The 17,936-nt window shown below is 38.4% G+C and carries 17 protein-coding genes and 2 pseudogenes; 11 read left to right on the forward strand and 8 right to left on the reverse strand.

Annotated elements, in window-relative coordinates; translation table 11 throughout:
• Positions 1 to 117 precede the first annotated feature (117 nt).
• Complete coding sequence (locus AACH28_RS22335) at positions 118 to 2,589, forward strand: glutaminase domain-containing protein (protein WP_407073650.1); 2,472 nt, start codon at positions 118 to 120, stop codon at positions 2,587 to 2,589.
• Between the two features lie 95 nt (positions 2,590 to 2,684).
• On the opposite strand, the pseudogene AACH28_RS25575 reads toward AACH28_RS22335, so the two are convergent.
• From AACH28_RS25575 to AACH28_RS22345, 3 genes and pseudogenes are all read right to left on the reverse strand, one after another.
• A pseudogene (locus tag AACH28_RS25575) lies at positions 2,685 to 3,011 on the reverse strand (DUF1062 domain-containing protein); the annotation flags it as partial.
• Between the two features lie 600 nt (positions 3,012 to 3,611).
• Positions 3,612 to 5,531 (reverse strand): histidine kinase, encoded by a 1,920-nt coding sequence (locus tag AACH28_RS22340; RefSeq protein ID WP_341831549.1) that lies wholly within the window; start codon positions 5,529 to 5,531, stop codon positions 3,612 to 3,614.
• Entirely contained in the window at positions 5,528 to 6,271 is a 744-nt protein-coding gene (locus tag AACH28_RS22345) for a LytTR family DNA-binding domain-containing protein (RefSeq protein ID WP_341831550.1), read from the reverse strand. The genes AACH28_RS22340 and AACH28_RS22345 overlap by 4 nt, the downstream gene beginning before the upstream one ends.
• A gap of 187 nt (positions 6,272 to 6,458) precedes the next feature.
• Here AACH28_RS22345 and AACH28_RS22350 point away from each other — a divergent pair, with 187 nt between their 5' ends.
• From AACH28_RS22350 to AACH28_RS22360, 3 genes are all read left to right on the forward strand, one after another.
• Positions 6,459 to 7,112, forward strand: a complete 654-nt coding sequence (locus AACH28_RS22350; protein ID WP_341831551.1) for a Pr6Pr family membrane protein — start codon at positions 6,459 to 6,461, stop codon at positions 7,110 to 7,112.
• 70 nt (positions 7,113 to 7,182) lie between these two features.
• Complete coding sequence (locus AACH28_RS22355) at positions 7,183 to 7,704, forward strand: hypothetical protein (RefSeq protein ID WP_341831552.1); 522 nt, start codon at positions 7,183 to 7,185, stop codon at positions 7,702 to 7,704.
• Between the two features lie 148 nt (positions 7,705 to 7,852).
• On the forward strand, positions 7,853 to 8,260 hold the full coding sequence (locus AACH28_RS22360) for a VOC family protein (protein WP_075993825.1): 408 nt from the start codon (positions 7,853 to 7,855) through the stop codon (positions 8,258 to 8,260).
• A 548-nt stretch (positions 8,261 to 8,808) separates the two neighbouring features.
• Here AACH28_RS22360 and AACH28_RS22365 read toward each other — a convergent pair.
• Positions 8,809 to 9,168 carry a response regulator gene (locus AACH28_RS22365; protein ID WP_088162542.1) on the reverse strand — a complete coding sequence of 120 codons (360 nt, stop codon included), beginning with the start codon at positions 9,166 to 9,168 and terminating at the stop codon, positions 8,809 to 8,811.
• A 206-nt stretch (positions 9,169 to 9,374) separates the two neighbouring features.
• Between AACH28_RS22365 and AACH28_RS22370 the strand changes: the two genes are divergently transcribed.
• Positions 9,375 to 10,166, forward strand: coding sequence for an NIPSNAP family protein (locus tag AACH28_RS22370; protein ID WP_341831553.1), 792 nt, complete (start codon positions 9,375 to 9,377; stop codon positions 10,164 to 10,166).
• 13 nt (positions 10,167 to 10,179) lie between these two features.
• On the opposite strand, the gene AACH28_RS22375 is transcribed toward AACH28_RS22370, so the two are convergent.
• The 4 genes from AACH28_RS22375 to AACH28_RS22390 all read right to left on the reverse strand — a co-directional run bounded on the left by AACH28_RS22375 (position 10,180) and on the right by AACH28_RS22390 (position 13,185).
• Positions 10,180 to 10,581 (reverse strand): hypothetical protein, encoded by a 402-nt coding sequence (locus tag AACH28_RS22375; protein ID WP_341831554.1) that lies wholly within the window; start codon positions 10,579 to 10,581, stop codon positions 10,180 to 10,182.
• 343 nt (positions 10,582 to 10,924) lie between these two features.
• Positions 10,925 to 11,482, reverse strand: a complete 558-nt coding sequence (locus tag AACH28_RS22380) for a hypothetical protein (protein ID WP_341831555.1) — start codon at positions 11,480 to 11,482, stop codon at positions 10,925 to 10,927.
• Positions 11,483 to 11,648: 166 nt separating this feature from the next.
• Entirely contained in the window at positions 11,649 to 11,792 is a 144-nt protein-coding gene (locus AACH28_RS22385; protein ID WP_341831556.1) for a hypothetical protein, read from the reverse strand.
• 133 nt (positions 11,793 to 11,925) lie between these two features.
• On the reverse strand, positions 11,926 to 13,185 hold the full coding sequence (locus AACH28_RS22390) for a glycosyltransferase family 39 protein (RefSeq protein ID WP_341831557.1): 1,260 nt from the start codon (positions 13,183 to 13,185) through the stop codon (positions 11,926 to 11,928).
• A 169-nt stretch (positions 13,186 to 13,354) separates the two neighbouring features.
• Between AACH28_RS22390 and AACH28_RS22395 the strand changes: the two genes are divergently transcribed.
• From AACH28_RS22395 to AACH28_RS22420, 6 genes and pseudogenes are all read left to right on the forward strand, one after another.
• Positions 13,355 to 13,792: a hypothetical protein gene (locus AACH28_RS22395; RefSeq protein ID WP_341831558.1), complete on the forward strand. Its 438-nt coding sequence runs from the start codon at positions 13,355 to 13,357 to the stop codon at positions 13,790 to 13,792.
• A 12-nt stretch (positions 13,793 to 13,804) separates the two neighbouring features.
• A complete protein-coding gene (locus AACH28_RS22400; protein ID WP_341833137.1) occupies positions 13,805 to 14,281 on the forward strand; it encodes an NAD(P)-dependent oxidoreductase in 477 nt (158 codons plus the stop codon).
• Positions 14,282 to 14,433: 152 nt separating this feature from the next.
• Positions 14,434 to 15,318, forward strand: a complete 885-nt coding sequence (locus tag AACH28_RS22405; RefSeq protein ID WP_341831559.1) for a M48 family metallopeptidase — start codon at positions 14,434 to 14,436, stop codon at positions 15,316 to 15,318.
• Positions 15,319 to 15,360: 42 nt separating this feature from the next.
• The gene (locus AACH28_RS22410) at positions 15,361 to 16,503 is read left to right on the forward strand and encodes a hypothetical protein (protein ID WP_341831560.1); all 1,143 of its coding nucleotides are present in this window, start codon (positions 15,361 to 15,363) and stop codon (positions 16,501 to 16,503) included.
• Positions 16,504 to 16,621: 118 nt separating this feature from the next.
• Positions 16,622 to 16,747 carry a hypothetical protein gene (locus AACH28_RS22415; protein ID WP_341831561.1) on the forward strand — a complete coding sequence of 42 codons (126 nt, stop codon included), beginning with the start codon at positions 16,622 to 16,624 and terminating at the stop codon, positions 16,745 to 16,747.
• Positions 16,748 to 16,868: 121 nt separating this feature from the next.
• Positions 16,869 to 17,908, forward strand: a pseudogene (locus AACH28_RS22420) (IS5 family transposase).
• Positions 17,909 to 17,936 lie beyond the last annotated feature (28 nt).

Here is a 17,936-nt window from a genome sequence, read left to right on the forward strand (position 1 = left end):
TTTAAATTATTCCAACTTTCTTTGTTAAAACGATTGGGCATAAGTCCAATGCGGAAAACTATGTAGCTAATTTATCCAAAAAATATGATTAAACCTTTTCAAAAATCTATTTATGCAATGAACAAACTCGGGAAGATAGGTCTCTGTTTTGTTTTGACCTATGCTTCTACTGTTTTAGATGGACAAGCCCAAGAACGCAAAGCTCCGGCTTATCCATTGATTACGCACAACCCCAATTTTAGTATATGGTCCATGACGGATCAGCTTCATGCGTCGACAACGAAACACTGGACAGACGCTGATCATTCGCTGTTGGGCTTAATTGATGTTGATGGTAATATTTATCGTTTTCTTGGCAAAGAAGAGCCTAGTTATGCGGTTATTCTACCGACTTCGGAAGATAAATCGTATACGGTACAATATACTGAATCAAAACCTCAAGGCAGCTGGGAGTCTTCCGCTTATAATACGAATACGTGGAAATCAGGACTTGCACCCATCGGTGATGATGCGCAACAGGTAAAGACGCTTTGGAAATCGGACGATATCTGGGTGAGACGTGAGTTTTCCGTAACGGATCCGAAGAGCATCAATGAGCTGTTTTTAAAACTCAATCATGATGATAATATAGACGTATTTTTGAATGGGAAAAAGGTTTACGAAAAGGTAGGTTGGACTAACAGCTTTCACTATTTACCGATTGACAAGGCGAATTTGAAGGCCGGGCAAAATCATATTGCCATCCATTTGAAGAATAGTGCTGGCGGTCGTTACCTGGATTTTGGCTTGGTCGACAGGCTTAAAGAGCGTGGACCGAAAATTCAGGAAGTCGTGCAAAAAGATGTCGAAATAACAGCGACGCGCACGGTCTATAATTTTCAGGCCGGTAAGGTGGATCTGAAACTAAGCTTTACGTCGCCTTTGCTTATGGATGATCTGAATTTATTGGCTCGACCGGTAAGCTATATCACGTATAACGTAAAAGCAAACGATGGCAAGCAGCATGCGGTTAAGGTTTTTCTAAGTGCATCCACAAATATTGCGGTGTATAAGCCTTCACAGGAAGTAACCGCCGATAAATATGAAACGGCAAAATTGTCGGTACTAAAAGCGGGAACGGTCGAACAGCCTATTTTGCAGAAAGGTGCCGATGATATGCGGATAGACTGGGGGTATTTTTATGTTGCTTCGCCAAAGCAGGATAAAACGCAACAGTTTATTAGTCCGAGGGGCGCAGCCGTCGACGCCTTTAGAAAGGGAACAGCGACCGCTCCAAAAAAAACTGTTAAGGGTACCTCACTTGCGCTGAACACGGTCATTCCGTTTGGTAATGTGGGGGCGAAAGCGGAGGAGCGTTTTGTTGAGGTAGGCTACGATGAAATTTATGCGATTCAGTATTTCAAAAATAACCTGCGACCATGGTGGAACAATTCTGGCAAAGAAACGATGGAAAATCAGCTGACTTTGGCTGCAGATGAGTATCGTAATGTGCTCGATAAGTGCGTGGCATTCGACAAAGCGGTTTATGCGGATGCGCTAAAATCGGGTGGAAAAGAATATGCACATCTTAGTGTACTAGCTTATCGCCAAAGTATAGCAGCGCATACCTTGGTGAAAAGTCCACAAAATGAACTGCTATGGCTTTCCAAAGAAAATAATAGTGGTGGTTTTATCAATACGGTGGATGTTACTTATCCTTCAGCACCATTGTATTTGATCTATAATCCGGAGTTGTTGAAAGGGATGTTAACTGGAATATTTTATTTTAGCGAGAGCGGTAAATACCCGTATCCTTGGGCGGCTCACGATTTGGGTACGTATCCATTGGCCAATGGTCAAACCTATGGCGAGCCTATGCCTGTGGAGGAATCGGGCAATATGATTATTTTAACTGCAGCAATCGCGAAAGTGCAAGGGAATGGGGACTATGCGAGGAAGCATTGGAAAACATTGACAACTTGGGTAGATTATCTCGTTAAAGATGGCTTTGACCCTAAAACGCAGCTCTGCACAGACGATTTTGCTGGTCATCTTGCACGAAATGCCAATTTATCTGTTAAAGCTATTGTGGGTATTGCCTGTTATGCGCAGCTAGCGGAGGCCATTGGTGAAACTGCAATCGCAAAAAAATACCGTGTAATTGCCGAGGAAATGGTCCCGAAATGGATGGAAATGGCAGATGCGGGCGACCATTACGCGCTGACATTTGACGATAAAAATACCTGGAGTCAAAAATATAATTTGATCTGGGACAAAGTGTTGGGATTGAATCTGTTTCCGCAAAAAGTGTATGATACGGAAATTAAGTATTACCTGACCAAGCAAAATAGATTCGGCATACCATTGGATAGCCGTAAGGCCTACACCAAAAATGACTGGATTCTTTGGACAGCATCATTTGCTCCGTCAAAAGAAGCATTTGAAGCTTTGGTGAAACCGGTCTATAATCATGCGATTCAAACGGAATCCCGTGTCCCATTAAATGATTTTTATGATTCGACTACGGGGATCCGTGAAAACTTTAAGGCGCGTAGTGTTGTTGGAGGTTTTTACATGAAACTTTTAGTGGATATAATGAAACAAAAATAAATAATGTCAATGAGCAGGGGGAGAACCTGAAATGAAATTTAGTTTGTGTTTAGTTAATAAGACGGCGGGCAATTATAGGATTGCTCGCCGTTTGTTTATCGGGTTATGCGTTTCAATGCTTCGCATGATATTTTCACAATATCCTCATGTTTGATGCGATGTTTTTTTTCTAGAAATTTTCCATGTACAGTAATTGCCTGCATAGTGATGAGTCGGTCAAGCTGCTTGGATGATAGTTTTAAACAGTTACGAATGACGGTGGATAGTTTGAGCTGAAAGCTGGATGCATAGATGACTTTGAAGAATAAGGTGTCTTCGTTTGTGCTGTGCAAATTTTCAATGAACAGCTGTTCATACTGTATTTCATATTTGATGGTATCGAAATCTGCTTCAACATTGTTCTTTTTTCTGATTTCTGTTGAAAAAGCGTATTGTCATGCTAGCTCCCTGTTGTTTTCCTGAAATCTATGAAACAGTTCCTTATTGATGGATTCGGGGCTTGTATTTTTTTCTGTGCATTCATTCTGAACTTTTCACTGCAGTAGAACCTATCACTATCACAATGGCTGCAGGATCTTTTGAGAAGGGGAGTGTTGTGTGCTTCGATCTCCCAGATATATTCTTTTCGCATGAGTTGTAGTCGCGCTTAATATTCTTTATTTGATTTTTGATGTTATCGACGATATTGGAAAGGATGGGATACGGTATTTTAAATACTGAAATAGCATAAAAATACTCTCCTGAGCTAACAATACCGAGAATAATAGGGTGAAATGAAAACCTGTTCGGATAGGAGTTACCCGAATAAAAGAATAATTAGCCTGTGGTTTGTGAGGCTAAATTATGCGACTATAAATTTGAAAATTGTGTTCAAAACGCTATTTCGTTGGTTTATAAACGAATTTAATTAATTTAATTGATTTTCCATGGATAACGAATGAAATTGCGCTACAATTTATATCCTATCTTGATATTAGATGACAAGTTGAATGCGCTGCAGTTTGTTTAAATAATATAAATCGTTAATAGGTAATTGGAATAAGAAGTGTGACCTTAGTGCCAGCAGTTGGGTCTTTGGTGGTCTGAACACTCGCTTTTTTTCCTAACAATTGCATACGTTCGCGACTGATTGTTCCAGAGAGTGAACGATGTGTAATTTCAGGAATGTCTGGATTGACTTTACCGCTATCTTTAATCGTCACCCGTAGGATATCTGCAGACAACGCAAACTGGATGTCAATACTACCATCGCCCGTTTCGAGGTTTATACCGTGCAGAATTGCATTTTCAACATAGGGTTGTATCAGCATTGGCGGTAGCATGACTGCACTTAAATCTTGATCTTCAGGTTGTGTGATGTGGTAATGAAAAGCATCTTCAAAACGCATTTGCTGTAAGATCAAATAGTTTTCTAGGGTTTCAAGTTCCTCATTTAATGGAACGAGGTTTTCACGGCTTAATTCGAGATTGCTACGTAATAGTCGGCTGAAACGGTTCAAATATTTGATGGCATTTTCTTTTTTATCCAGGCGCATGAAGCTCTGTACAGCGGAAAGGGTATTGAAAATAAAGTGCGGTTCCATCTGTGTGCGCAACAACTGCTGCTGCAATAAAACCTTTTCTTTCTCTTGCCTGGAGCGTCGCTGGCGAAAACTGTAATATAGGAAGAAAAGTATGATGATCAATAGAATAACCGCCAAGGAGGAAATGATCAGTCCTAAACGATTTTGTTGTAGCTGAAGTTTATTGATCTTGATATTTTCGTTCAGTATACGAATAGACTGATCTTTCGCCTGGAGTTGATATAGGGCATTCATTTCTGCGATCGCTTGTGTATTCTCCGATTGGTAAATACCCCTTTGTAATTGCACAAGGTGATTTAGTACGTCTATAGCTGCTTTATCTTTTCCTTGCAGGCGATAGACGGCTGCGAGACTGTTTTGAAATGTAATTTCGTTGTTGGGAAAGATCAATTTGGGAAACTGCGCTTTAAGTTTGCTGGCTTTTTGGATGAATTTTTCTCCCAATGCCGGTTTATTTAATGAAACATAGATTGCGGCTACATTACTGTAATCTACAAATAAATTGTTCATCAGTATAGAGGACGCTGTCTGTTGGTGCAAGCGTTCATCTATTGCTATTTTTAGCAACTCGTAATGTAAAATGGAATCTGGTTTCTTAGCCGTTTCATAGTATTGGATCTTCGAATCGTAAAGAAAACTAATGTTGTATTTGTCTGGATTTTTAGTGTGTAATTCTTCGAGTTGATGAAGGAAGGGGGCAATATCTTCTGCTGGCCGTTGTAAGGTGTTCAGCGTCTGTATCATTTGTACCAATACGCGTTGTCGGTTAATATGTCCTTCCGGTAGTGAATCAATTAGGGGGAGTACCGAACGATTCATTTTTTCGGCAAGGTTATACTGGAAGGAGCTCAAGTTGTTTTGGGCAGCGGACAATAATATCGCTGATTTTGCTTCGGTTGACAGTCCTGCAGCGGTATCCGACAAAACAATCGTGGCGGCTTTGTTATAATAATAGCCCGCTTCGCGTTGTTTTGCTTCTATGCTACGGATGTTTCCTATGCCATTGTAAATAAGTGCTTTGTATTTTGCGTTTCCAGTGGTGGGTTCTATGAGTTCAAGCGCCTGTTGAACAAAAAAAAGAGCCGAATCTTGACCGCTCATAGCATAGAGTCGTGCCAGGTAATATTTTACACGGGCAGCGAGTACCGTGTCTTTTTTTACGATGGAATTTTGGTCTAAAGTTAACCAGGCCTGTTTGATGGAATCTCCATTTGCTGCAGTTAATTTTTGGTCTTCGAGCGTTTTAATCTGTGCAGCAATAGCATCATGGTCGGGCAATAATCCGTCTTTCTTTCGAGCGCAAGCGATAAAAAACAAAGGCAGTAGTAGCCAAGGGAAAATGCGGTTCAGTGCGCTCATTTTTCTGGGAAAAGCTGATTTAAGATCGAATTTTTTCTGCGTGATGAAATTGGAATTTCCTCTTTGTTCTTTAAGACAATATACTCGGAACGATTGACACCAGAAATATGCGACCTGTTGACAAGATAAGATTGATGGGTGCGTAAGAAATAAGGCTGTGGCAATAACTCTTCATAATATTTGAGGGGTTTAGAGATTAACTCTTTGGTACCATCATTTAAAAAGAAAAAAGTATAGGGACCGTCTCCTTTGCAGTATACGATGTTGTGAACAGGGACGATACGTACATGCTGTATGGAAGACAAAGCAATGCTTTCGGGAAGTTCGTTGGCATGTAAAGCTTCTTGTGCCATTGATAAACGTCGCATCCATTGGGGATTGTTTTCGCTTTTACGCCGGTAACGTTCTAAGGCTTCGTTTAGTTCGGTTTGATCGACCGGTTTCAAGAGATAATCCAAAGCACCGTATTTGATGGCTTTGATTGCAAAATGATTGTAGGCCGTAATGAAAATAATATTCTGTGGAATAACGGTTAGCTTTTTTAGGATGTCAAATGCTGTACCATCACGGAGCTGAATATCCATGAGTATAACGTCTGGTTGTTTCTCTTCAATCAATTTTACAGCATTTGTCACCGTATCGCTCCAGCCAACAAGTTCAACGTCAGTTTCCTGTTGGACCAAATAGCTGATTTCTTTGCGTACGGCGGGTTCATCCTCGATAATGGCTACTTTGATCATTTATCAATACTTTATAGTCTATAAAAATAATAATTGTAAGTAAGGAAACTGAATCCATTTACAATTCGTTGCAATTATTTACAATCTGGACTCCGGGTTCGAACAACGGTGAATTGGATTTGATCATTTAAAATTCCAAATAGCAGTTGAAATTTTTATATTTAGTATTGTATAGACCACTCGTAATATGGAAGCTCAAAAGTCATTAAAATCGGTTTTTGCTGGTAGCATTGGTTTGATTACCTTGTTTGCAGTCGTTGGGCAATTTGTATTAAGTGCTCTTGTCTCGAAGCTCGGTCGCGTGGAATATATAGTTCAGTTTTTTAGTTATTTTACAATTCTAGGTAATGTAATGGTTCTGCTATGCTGTTTTTTTACTGTTTTCTGGTCAAAAAGTCGAATAGGCCTATTTTTTACTAAACCCGAAAGCATTACTGCCGTAACATTATACATTCTTATTGTCGGCATTATCTATAATACCCTTCTCCGCTTTCTGTCGCATCCACAGGGTTTGTCAATGGTGGTTGACGAGTTATTACATGTGGTCACTCCTTTGAGTTTTTTCCTCTTTTGGTGGCGTTTTTTGAGCAAGGAAACAATCCGTTGGAGTCATCTTTTTTATTGGTTGATCTTTCCATTAACCTATCTTTTTTATACGTTGTGGCATGGTTCGTTTTCTGGATTTTATCCGTATCCTTTTGTCAATGTTTCCGAATTGGGGATGGACAGGGTTATTTTGAACAGCTTTGGAGTAACCTTGGTTTTTGTCGTCATTGGTGCATTATTGATTATTTTGGGCAAGTGGCAAAACAGGCAGAGGTCTAAACGGATTAAAAAATAAGAAAACTCAAAGCTCTTCGATATTGTTATATCACAAAACGGCGTTTATTTTTTACTTTAAATGAATTGAAATGGTTATACGATTTTCTATCTGTGTCTCTTTGGTATTATGTACGATATGTTGTTTTGGTCAAGTTGATGTTGATAAAATGCGAGCCGAGTACGCTACTGCTGTTAAAAACAAGAAACTCTGTGAAGCGAATCTGAAACTACTGGAAAGAGCTGCCAATTCAGCAACGGAGAAGGGATACCTCGCTGCTTATGAAATATTATGGGCGAAACATATGGGCAATCCCTTTACAAAATTAGGTCAATTCAAGAAAGGGAAAAAGCTTCTGGAGGAAATGATCATGAAATATCCCGATAATATCGATTTACGTTTTATTCGTTGGAGTGTACAGACACATGCGCCCTCTTTTTTAAGCTATGGTAAAGATCGATTGCGGGACAAGGAATATTTGGTGCGCAACTTACATAAATTGCCCAATCCTAAGGGGCGAGAGGTGATCTATACGTATTTAAAAGAAGCAAATAGTTATCTCAAAGGCGAGCATGTCTTTTCACAAGCCGAATTGAATGAGCTCGCTAAGTAACAAGCGATCCATATAATGAGCGATCCATATAAGGTATGGTCATTCCGTTGCTTATTCATTGATGCTGCATAAAAATCTTCGCATAGGTCAAGTTTTTTTTGGATGAAAATTTTCAACTTTGCATGATCAATAGCAATTAAACTTTAAAATGATGAAACAGATATTTATTAATCTCGTCGTAGCCGATGTGAATAAGTCAATGGATTTTTATACACAATTGGGCTTTACGAATAATCCTCAGTTTTCCGACGAACAAGGCAAATGTATGGTTTGGAGTGAGCATATTTTTGTGATGCTTTTATCTCCGGATAAATTTAAAACATTTACAGAAAAACCGCTTGCAGATACAAAAAAACAGATTGCAGCACTACTTTCACTTTCTGTTTCTGGTTTGGATCGTGTGAACGAAATTGTTGATAATGGATTGAAAGCCGGAGGCATTGAACCAACGCCAATGAAAGACTACGGTTTTATGCAACAGCGAAGTATTGAAGATTTTGACGGTCATACCTGGGAGATATTTTATATGGATATGAGCAAATTTCCAGCGGCATAGAAATCATATCGGAATAATCGGTTATCGTAAAATCCCTTGAAGTCATGTAAGGGACTTTTTATTTTGTTGTTAAGGGTAGCGAAGTAGCTGAATGCCGACCATTGCTGATGCCGATTTTTTTAGCGGTGCCACGAATATTAAACCATCGGATGCGAATTATAGTTGTGCCTTGCGAAAAGCTGGGCTAGGGCTTACATTTGACAACATATCCGTTTGCTGTTTAGATAAACGGATTGAAATGATAAAACGGACTCTGACATAGCGTAATTAATGCTGTCTTAATGATTATTTCTAATACTATAATGCGAAATTATGTATTATTATTTATACTTCAAATGTGGTATTGCATTCATTCCAAATTGCTGATTCCCGATGACTATGACGCGACAACTATGACGATACATGCCTGCAATTGAGTAAGCCACAATTGTATTAAAGCAACACATGATCCTATTCATTTCAATGTGGCCTTATGCGCAAGTAGGGTATCAAAATATAAGTTTCGCGAGTAGCATTTCCGTAATGGTGCTTAAAATATAAGAATAGAACTACAGTAGTTCAGCTATTCTATTTTCTAAATCTTCTAGATCAAAAGGCTTGGCGAGATAGCTGTCTGCTCCAGCTTGTTGGGCTAGTGTTTCGATATCGGTGTTTGCGGAGAGGTAGATAACAGGGATGTCTCGATATAAAGGATGTTTTTTGAGCAGACGAGTGGCCTCTACACCACCTATTTTTGGAATCCAATTGTCCATCAAGATTAAATCTGGACGTACCTCTTCAACCTTTTCGATGATATCGTGAGAGGTTTCTGAAACGGCCATATTATAGCCGTTTGTTTCAAGGATTATTGTGCATATTTCAAGGACATGTTTATCATCGTCCAACATCAGTATTGTTTTATTTGGCATGTTTTCGTTTAAAAAAAAGGTGGAGCTAAATTAACTAAAAAGCCTTAGGGGAAGCATGGGTAAAATACCGATTCTAATAAGTAGAAATCCCCATTTTTAGGCTCAATGGAAGATAGTTTTGTGATGAGACGAATCGTCCGAGTTTGAACTTTCAAAATTAATATTATCTTTATGGTATAATCAATAACCAATTCATCTTATTGCTCATGAAAAAGAATGCCTTTAACCTATATAGACCTTTCATCTTAGTTTTATTGCTTGTCGCTGTAGGAAGTTATGCCGCTGCATTTGAAAAAGTAAATCAGGACTATTTTCAATTGAAAGTATATCATTATGAGACTGATGAGCAGGAGAAAGTCATTGACCAGTATCTTGAGTCGGCTTATTTACCGGCATTGCATAAATTGGGATTTAAAGAAATCGGCGTATTTAAACCCTTAGAAAATGCAGTTGGCCAAGATAGATTGGTTTACGTGTTCATCAGTGCTGCTGATCTCAGTTTGCTGGTTAATTTGGATCAGCGGCTGGCCAAAGATCAAAAATACCTGGAGGCTGGAAAGATTTATATTGGGGCAGATTATAGTAATCCTCCTTTCAAAAGGTTGGAGACAATATGGATGAAAGCATTTGAAGGAATGCCCAAATCAGCGCTTCCTAAATTATCTGCTGAAAAAAATAAACGCATTTATGAACTACGCAGTTATGAGGCCGCAACTGACCAACTGTCTACGAATAAGATAGACATGTTTAACAACGGTGAAATCGACATTTTTAAAAAACTGAATTTTAATGCTGTTTTCTATGGACAAGTAATTGCCGGTAGCACGATGCCCAACTTGATGTATCTTACAGCATTTGAAAGCATGGAAGATCGGAATATACATTGGAAAGATTTTGGACCCTTATACAAACCAATGCAGGATTTACCGCAATACCAGAATAACGTATCTAAAAGTATAAAGGTGCTACTGTTTCCTACGACATATTCCGATATTTAGAATTCGATTTAATTTATTTTTTTCTAACAAATAAATTGAATCTTTTGCACCAGTCAAAGAAGGTTGACAAAGCCTGTGTATCTAATTTTTCAAAATTGTAAATCTTATGCGGATAAGGCAGAGCATTGGTATAGATGCCTGTATTTGCTAAAACAAGCATGGGGCCATCGCTGTCAATTTGGTCAAAATATTTGCTGATGATTTTATAATGTGTATTAAAAAGTGATTCTACAGCTTCATTGTTCGGAACGAGGGAGATGGTATAGTCGTAATCTGCATGTTGCATCTTTTGGCAATTGCAGATAATATTTTCGCCAAGGGAAACCTCATTTCCACTATCCCAAAGAAAATTGGCGACTTCAAAAAATAAATCGTTTTTAACTTGCCCGACAGGCTCGGCGATGAAATATCTCATTAGCTTTCTCTTTTATTAGCTTTACCTTTTAGAATTCAGTTGATTACAATAGTTTTATTCCAGCGAAAATCTGCAATTCCTCAAAAAGGATTTTTGTGCCTTTTGATATTGATGAATTAAGGAACGGGGTTCACTCTATTTTATATTACAAAGAAATATCAATTCAGTGGGGTTTAAAAGAGATAAAAGGTGGTAAGTATTGGACTATTCGAGGTTTCTCTTTCGAAAGGTAAGAGCCAACAATTGCATGTCTCAAAAAGATAGTGCTTGTTAAATAATTGTTATTGCTAAAAAGCTTCCTCTCTGTCAACGCCGATAAGTTGATTGGAAAGCATCGTCAAATTTAAACATTTGTCAAGATAGTGAGTATGTTTTTCCTATATTCGGGGTCTTTTTCCCGGAGTTCTAAGATCTTGTTTTTTAAATCCACATTGACATACCATTCGGCGTAAAGGTTCTTTTCATTTGCATCGTCGAAGAAAACTTTAGCTTTAATATAATCTTCATCAAAATGCTCTGGTCGTCCGCTGACAATAAATGCGGTGGAACCGACGCTATCTTGCATGTTACCTAGCGTACCATCTATTTGAAATAGGCTATGTAAGGCCTTGGTAAAATTGTCGCTTACTTTACCTATCGAATAGAAGTTAACTCCCTCACGGTAAAATCTTTTTTTATCAACCTCAGTGTCTACAATTCCCAATTTCATATCGGGGCGAAAGGCAATTGCTAGGCCTACTGTCTCTCTACCCCAAAGCCCCTTTGCCTGAACGATATGATGCTCGTCGTCGTCCTTCCAATATTTTGTTACTGTCAATTGTAAATCCACAAAATCATCGTCTTCGCTAACATCAATTTGCTTCAGATTACCCTGTCCCTTCAAAAAATTCAAAAATCGCATAAATATCCTATTAATATGGTGTTAAGCTCCCTGTAGTCGCTATGGTGCTGACGGTATATGACGAGCATGACGAAGATGAAAGCTTTGGCTAAGTATATTAAAGATAATAAATATTTCAGATAAAAGAAGCGCCCAGTTAACCTTAAAAGCGTAAAAAATAACTAACTTATAAAGGAAGATTTTTTTCTCTTTTTTCTGATTCTACTTCATTTGAGACTCGTTCATTGATATTAATTTTAGCATTGATAAAAGAGAAGATCGTTGTTCCATGTTCCCGGGCATAGCTATTTGTAATGGAGTCTGCTGCCATTGATCGTGTAAAGAAGGGACTGGTTGTTTTTAGTTCAGTTTCACGCTCCCAACGGTTCTTGACACGGATCAAATTGCGGTATTTTTTACTCAGATCAAACCAATTGATATAATCGGCATTGAAAGAAACAGCCCTAATCCCCAGTTTGGAATAGTAATTTATAGCACCTGCCTGTCCATAATTGTCGCAAAGAACGAGTGTATTTTGAGGTTGGGGGATCTGACGATACGCTATCTACTTTGTGGGCAAGTTCTTTCCAACCTAACATATCGGCAAAGTCTTGTGGAAGTGGGTGTTCTTCACCATCTTCCCAAGTTAACATGCCATATTTACGGTATTTTTCAGGATGTTCTACAAAGTACGATGGATTGTGATTGGGAAAGGCAATGTTGTAGATCGGTAGAAACAAGATGCCTGTTAAAACGATGAAGATAGGCTTAAGAATTTTACCAGTTTTGTTTTCCAGTAGTGATGCAATATAAACCGCTCCGAAGGCAAAATAAATGGGATAAATACCTATCGCATAATAATCCTTGGCTCTTAACAATAAGAAAATACCAATGGTAATAAAAAATGACCAGAAGAATAGGCGATAAGGTTTAAATGGGGGATATTTCAACAAGGCATATAAACCGAAAATTATAACAGGAAAAGTCCCGAAGAAAAACAAAAACTGAGAACGGAAAAAGCTCCACCGATTGACGTGGACGAGTTGCGTTGCCTGAAGCTCTTTAAAATGAGAGAATACCGGAAAATTATTTTGATACTGCCATATTAAATTCGGCAAGATGATAAGTATGGCGATGAGTAAACTACCATATAATTTTCGTTCTGTAAACACCTTCCGTTCGGGCACGATTGCAAGCGCAGGAACTAAACCCAAGATCAAAAAGATGACGTTATATTTATTCAAAAAACCGATAGCAAATACAACAGCAATATAAATTAGCCACTTCGATTGTTGGCTGTTCAAATATCGTATAATGAGGTAGTATATGGAAGTCCAGCACAATACATCCAAAGAATTTGGCTGATATAAGCCATTCAGACGGAAGAGAACGGAAAACATGATGCAGCAACTGCCAAATACAAGTGCAAAAAGGTTTCCTTTCAACGCTTCTATAGTTTTCCAGACAATTAGAATTGTTAAGGCTCCGTACAATGCGGGGAAAAATTTGATCCAGAATTCGGAATTTCCGGTTATTTTGATCAGATAGGAGGTCCAGGAGGTCAGAGGGGGAACCGAGAGGTAGCCCCAGGCCAAATGATTCGCCTGATCGAGATGTAGAAATTCGTCACGCTGCAATTCGTAAATCGGACTAATCAACTGAAATTGAATGATGAATTTTAGCAGGATGAGACCAATTAGGATAAATCGATGTTTAAGTGCCATCTTAATCTTTATTTAGGGATGTCAAGTAACAATTTACGATAAAAATAAATTCAAATTAAGTTATTTTAATAATCATCTATTGCTGCGGATCTATGGGGATCGGAGATTTCTGTGAAGAAATCAAATGCTGGCCCATTCTAAAATGTTATTTTCGTATAAAAAAGAGATTATGAGCATAGCTTTGCTGCTGAATACTGCTAGGGCAGAAGAATGGAAGGTCGAGATCACTAAACATTTACCTGATGTTAAGGTGGAGATATATCCTGAAATAGAAAATTATGATGCGGTAGAATTTGCACTTTGTTGGAAGCCTGATGCTAATTACTTTACTCATTTTCCTAATTTAAAAGTTATTCAGTCGGGAGGAGCGGGGATAGATCATTTATTCCCAAATAAGATTCCTTCAACGCTCCATATCTGTAGGATAATAGATCCAATGCTGAAAAGCGATATGTTTGAGCATATTTTGACCTGTTTGATGCATGCAATGAAGAATTTTTCGATGTATGCTACAGCGAAGGAACAACAGCATTGGCAACCACTAGTATATAAATCCATTGGTGAAACCAGTGTAACAATTTTAGGCTTAGGTGAGATTGGAGGCTAAGTTGCCGAGAGGCTGGTTCAGTTGGGGTTTCTAGTAAAAGGATGGTCCAATTCCCCTAAAGCGCTTCCAGGGGTAGTTTCTTTCTCGGGACAGGAAGGACTTAGGGCGGCTGTGGAAAATAGTGATTTTGTTGTCAATATTTTACCCCTGACCGATGCCACAAGAGGAATTCTGGATCGTAATCTTTTTGAATTGTGTACGAATGAAACTGTCCTCATAAACGTTGGCAGAGGTGGGCATCTCGTTGAAAATGAGCTACTGGAGGCTATTGACAAAGGGCAGATTGCCCAAGCTTACCTCGATGTCTTTCACCTGGAACCGCTGCCAAAAGATCATCCATTTTGGTCCTGTTCTTCTATTTTTATAACACCGCATGTCGCAAGTCGAACCAATATCAGTTCGTCGGTTTTACAGGTAGTAGACAATTATAAACGAATGATTCGGGGGGAGGCTTTACTGAATGAAGTTTCTTTGGAAAAAGGTTATTAATGATAATATCCCCTTTAAGGGGCTAATGATAATGTACTTTGATGTGTAAATTGGGTATGTTTTTTTGTTTTTGATTTTTTGTAAACTTATAGGCAAATGGATTTTATTTTTTAGATTTATATAGTCAATTATCCTTGCTTTATTAACGGTTTATGAACGTACAAGTATCTACAAACTTTAGAAAACACGCGCGTAAAACAATTTTATCTATTGTTGTTTTTGCGGTTACTTATGTTATTCTGCTACTCTTGGCAATAGGTATTACTGTTGGTTTTACTTTATTGGGACTATTGATGTTCACTGCCAAGCCCATGTTTTTAACCGCAGTATTATGTTTGGGCCTACTCGCTACAGGTCTGACTATACTATTCTTTTTATTAAAATTTGTTTTTGCGTCAACAAAAGTTGATACGGGGCATCTTACACAGATATATGAGAGCGACGAACCACAGTTATTCGCACTTATTCATGAGGTGGTAAAGGAAGTTGACACAAGCTTTCCAAAGAAAATTTTTCTATCGCATGATGTCAATGCATCTGTATTCTATGACTCTAGTTTTTGGAGCATGTTTTTACCCATTAAGAAAAATCTTCAGATTGGTGTGGGGATGGTGAATGCAGGTACTCAACAGGAACTAAAGGCTATTCTTGCACACGAGTTTGGCCACTTCTCACAAAAAAGCATGAAAGTGGGTAGCTATGTTTACCATGTTAATCAGATTATCTACAATATGCTGTATAAGAATGAATCGCTGGATAATATGTTTGGTAAATGGGGTAACATCAGTGGGTACTCTGCTATTTTTATTGGTATATCGATGTTTATTATTCAACAGATTCAGCATATTTTGAAGCATCTTTATGAATATGTAAATCTCAATTATTTGGCGTTATCAAGAGAGATGGAATTTCATGCGGATGAAATTGCGGCACATGTTGCTGGTTCCCAGGCTTTGGCTGACTCGCTCTTACGTTTGGGGTTTGCAAACCATGCACTAAATAATGTACTTACTTTCTATGATAACAAATTTTCTTAAAATATCCGTAGTCGTAATATTTATCCAGAGCATCCTTGTGTCATGCTCTTGTTTGCGGAACGCAATAGATATCAAGTGCGAAATGGCTTTCCCCAGATCGAATTGGCGACTTTAAAAAAATATGATAAATCGAAGTTAAATCTTGAAGATCAATGGTCGTCTCATCCATCGGATGAAGATCGGGTAAAAGCATTACAGAAACTTAATATTGTCAAGCAAGAAGCCAACAACGCACCTGCTATTGAATTACTAGCTAATCGTGCTGCCGTAGCAAACCAAATTTCGGATAAGTTGTTTGCGCAGGTACAGTATCAACAGCCCCCATCACTGTTAGAAATAACGTCTTTCAGTGATGATTTTGAAAGTCGAATGAACAAGTATGCTGTTGATCAAAGATTCAATGATTTCTATGACTACAATCATCCTGTGCGAAAAGGTGAAACTCCAATTTTTCAGGGACAGTCAAAGCCGACTTTTGATGAGTTGTTTGCCGATAGTAGAGTTGATACACTGTATGAACTTAATAGTCTAAAAAATGACAAATATGTCGTTGAAGCAATCAGCAAAGGAGAATTAAAATTAAAGTCCTTTGACTATGACGGTATAAAATATCGAGCTGCAGACGCTATCGAATTACTAAAAAAAATTGAAGACACTATTGCAACTACGGAGCATAAAATTACCGACTACAACCAGCAGATCCATTATTATTTTGCACACTTGGCTGATACGCAGGGGATGTGTGAAGAGTTTGAACGAAGATATGATGATTTTGCTTTTTTCGACAAGAATTATGAGGAGGCACAAGAACTTTATGCTCACATGACGGAGAATACCCGGTTTATATTTCAGACTTTGCCCTTCGCTGATATTGAGGCAAGGTTGCAAGACGTCAAACGTAGGGAAGGAGAATTAAAAAAGAAACTGGCAACGCTTTTGGCACTTCCCGGAAGCAAGGATGAATTGGATGATACGTTGCTTACTTCATTGGACACGTATATCAACAGGGATTTAATATATTTTAATGTAGATCATTATAACGAGGATAATCTTCAAATCCTTTTTAATGCGATATCGGCCTATAAAAAGTTATTGGATGACCAGCATTTCGCGAAGAAAAAGCACTATTTGAATTTTATGCTTACCCTTGAGGAAGGTAAAGGACAGAAAAAAGAACTGTCGTAAATGCCCTTGTATATTGACGGTTTGTCCCCGCTGTACGTCGATTGAAATGGTTTATTTTTGATAGACAGTAACCCAGTTTTGAATTGGATTTGTTTTATTAAATATTAAACTTTTTGTTATGCGGAAATTAATAATGAAAATGTCTGTTTCCATCGATGGATTTGTTGCGGGCATCCACGGTGAACTTGATTGGATGTTTAAAAGCGGCGATGATCATTCTAGCGCATGGGTTTTAAATATTTAAGACCGTTGCAAAAGTATTTGGTTTTTATTTTATTGATATTCAATTTTTTAATTTGTTTCTTGTTGATTTTCGTTATATTTAAGGTATGGAAAAGACAGAAAAAGTTAGCTTTGTTGATTACATGGTTCAAAGACGGAAAATCAAGCAGGAATTCTTCGATCAGATCAATACATTGGTAAATTGGCGTCCGATTTCAAATATTATCAACAAGCATTACCACAAAGGGGAAAGCAAAATGGGACGCCCTAGTTATTCTGGTCTTGTCCTCTTCAAAATGACACTTCTACAGACCTGGTATGGTCTGAGTGACTACGAAGTAGAAGACCGTATAAACGACAGTATCTCCTTTAGTCGCTTTGTTGGCATCAGTTTGGACGATTCGGTTCCCGATCACAGTGTTATTAGCCGTTTTCGCAGCTCGCTGACAGAAAAGGGTGTTTATGAGAATCTATTCAAGGAGCTGAACAAGCAGTTGAATAAACATAAAATATTGGTAAAACGTGGAGCTATCGTTGATGCCAGTATTGTTGATTCTCCGCTAAAACCAAAAGGCAAAGTTATTTACGAGATCGAAAGTGACCGTAGTGAACATCCTCGCGAAGATTCTGAGCTGGATAAAGAGAATAGTGAACAGTTATTGATCCAACAAGAGAGCCCGGGTGTGACCATGAAGCTCGTTGGATAAAGAAGGCTGGGAAAACACGTTATGGCTATAAAAAGCATTATGTCACCGATACAGAAGGCCTGGTTCTGGGCGTGGTAACCACTCCAGCAAATGTAAATGAAATTGCCAATCTTCAACAGGTAATATCTTCGGCTGACCTTCCAAAGGGCATCCATATCTATGCTGACAAGGGATATCGTTCCTCTAAAAATGAGGAATTGATCAAATCAGGAAAGCTAAAAAGCAGGATCTTGCATAAGGCAAAGAAAGGAACAGCGTTAACCGAAAGAGAGAAGTTAAGAAACAAACTGATCGGCAAGATCAGGTTCAAAGTTGAACGGACCTTCGGGAGCATCCGGCGATGGTTCAACTCAAGCTGTGCAAGGTATAAGGGGATCGCCAAAATGCATACACAAAATCTAATGGAAGCCATGGCGTACAATCTTTACAGATCACCTGGGATACTTGTGTCCAATGCAATAAAAAACACAAATTAAGCAGTTGAAAAGGCCTCAAAAAGAGGAT

This window comes from Sphingobacterium thalpophilum (genome assembly GCF_038396785.1).
GTDB lineage: Bacteria > Bacteroidota > Bacteroidia > Sphingobacteriales > Sphingobacteriaceae > Sphingobacterium > Sphingobacterium thalpophilum_A.